The organism is Microbacterium sp. (assembly GCF_035554235.1).
GTDB lineage: Bacteria > Actinomycetota > Actinomycetes > Actinomycetales > Microbacteriaceae > Microbacterium.
Map to the genome: position 1 here is coordinate 1 of NZ_DATMIO010000053.1, position 2277 is coordinate 2277.

Genomic DNA, 2277 nt, shown 5'->3' on the forward strand with positions numbered 1-2277 from the left:
CCTGATGGAGATGTCGCCGTTCCCCGAGCAGGCGCTGCCGGTCGCCGACGAGCTGCGCTCGCTCGTCCCCGACGCCGGCCACCTCGTGCACATGCCGACGCACATCGACGTGCTGTGCGGCGACTACAAGAGCACGCTCGAGTCGAACCTGCGCGCGATCGAGGTCAACGAGAAGTACGTCGCGCGCGAGGGCCGGGTCGGGTTCTACGCGCTCTACCACGCGCACGACCGCCACTTCGCGATCTACGGGGCGATGTTCCTCGGCCGGTCGCAGGTCGCGCTGCGCGTCGCCGCCGACCTCGAGGCCTCGCTGCCGGAGGAGCTGCTGCGGATCGAGCAGCCGCCGATGGCCGACTACCTCGAGGCGTTCGTCCCCATGCGCCTGCACGTGCTCATCCGCTTCGGGATGTGGGAGGACATCCTCGCGCTGCCGCTGCCCGGTGACCCCGGGCTCTACTGCAGCACGACGGCGATGACGCATTACGCGCAGGGCGTCGCGTACGCGGCGACCGGGCGGATGCAGCAAGCCGACGCGGCGCGCGACGCGTTCCTCACCGCCGTCGCGCGCGTACCCGACTCGCGCTATCTGTTCAACAACACGTGCCAGGACATCCTCGCCGTCGCCGGGGCGATGCTCGACGGCGAGCTCGAGTACCGGCGCGGCCAGTTCGACGCGGCGTTCGAGCACCTGCGCCGGGCGATCGCGCTCGACGACGCGCTGCCGTACGACGAGCCGTGGGGCTGGATGCAGCCCACCCGCCACGCCTACGGCGCGCTGCTGCTCGAGCAGGGTCGGGTCGAGGAGGCCGAGACCGTCTACGCCGAAGACCTGGGCTACGACCCGTCGATCCCGCGCTCGTCCTGGCACCCCGGGAACGTTTGGAGCCTGCACGGGTACCACGAGTGCCTCGTCCGGCTCGGAAAGCCCGAGCCGGCGCGGATCATCAAGCAGCAGCTCGACGTCGCCCGCGCCCGCGCCGACGTCCCAATCGAGTCGTCATGCTTCTGCCGCATGACGCAGCACGCGGCCGCCGCCTAGACGTCGATCCCGAGGACGTTGTTCATCCGGGCCCGTTGGAGGAGGCGGCGCCCCGCGTGTGTGTGACGCGCCCGCCGCGCACAAGTGCGTCTCGCGAACGAGCATCAGATGCCTGAGATGGACGGATCGGCGGAGTCGCGGGCAGCGGCCTACCCGATATTGGCCCCGGGGCGGCCTCCGTGCCTACGGCTCGCCGCACCCGCGGCGGCGGGAATGCCGTATCGAGCGACCGGGGCCGTGCTGAGACGATGCTGTTCACCCCGCAGCTGAAGTTCGACGACACGGCAGCGTCGCAGGCCACGGCCCCCCTCGGGTCTTCCGCTTCGCCTACGACAACCATGACCGAGGGTCGTCGTTGCTGGGGCACTTCGAAAACGAGCCGCGAGCCGTGCCGAGGCATCGGCCACCCGGCAGGCGTGGCCGTGGCCGCGCGCATCCGATCCCGAATCTGAGGAGCATCCCTTTGACATTGATCACGACGAGGCGGCCCGGGCCGTCCGTGAGGCGACCCACCGGCCGCCCGCGCACCGCATCGACACCGCACGACGCGACGACGCGCCGCGACTCGCTGCGGCGCTGGCCGCGGCGTTCTACGACGATCCCGTGTTCCGGTGGTTCGCTCCCGACGACCACCGGCGCCGCGCAATGTTGCCGAGCTTCTTCGACGTGTTCGTCGAGGCGTACCTGACCCATGGCGAGACTTACGCCGACGAGGAGGTTGCGGGAGCGGCGCTGTGGGCCGCACCCGGCATCGACCCCGTGGGCGCTGAGCCTGTGTACGCCCAACGCCTCGAGGAGGTCGCCGGGATCGACGCCCCCAGGTTCTTCGAAGTCGTCGAGCTCTTCGAGGCGCAGGCGCCGCAAGAGCCCCACTACCACCTGCAGTTCCTCGCGGTGCACCCGCAGCGACAGGGCACGGGCATCGGAGGAGCCCTCATGGCACCGGGCCTCGAGCGCTGCGACCGCGACGGGGTGCCCGCCTACCTGGAGGCGACCAGCGACCGCAACCGCGCGCTCTACGAGCGCCACGGCTTCCGCGCCCAGGGTGGCATCCCCCTACCCGACGGGCCCACCGTGTGGCGCATGTGGCGCGATCCCGCCGCCTAGGCCCAGCGACATTCGACCCCGCGACCGGGCCTGCGTGCGTCTCCGCACGCCGGCCCGGCGCTTGGCCTCGCGCTGCAGCCTTCACACGGAAGCAGGAGTCTCCAGGCGATCGATTCGGAGACCCGCAGCAC

2 protein-coding genes are annotated in these 2277 nt (G+C 71.1%); both read left to right on the forward strand.

The genetic code is table 11. The features are described 5' to 3' along the window. The coding region (locus tag VNT50_RS02545) for a tetratricopeptide repeat protein (RefSeq protein ID WP_414683926.1) at positions 1 to 1039 on the forward strand (1039 nt) is incomplete at its 5' end. 603 nt (positions 1040 to 1642) lie between these two features. Continuing rightward, a complete protein-coding gene (locus VNT50_RS02550) occupies positions 1643 to 2146 on the forward strand; it encodes a GNAT family N-acetyltransferase (RefSeq protein ID WP_325483533.1) in 504 nt (167 codons plus the stop codon). Positions 2147 to 2277: the final 131 nt, after the last annotated feature.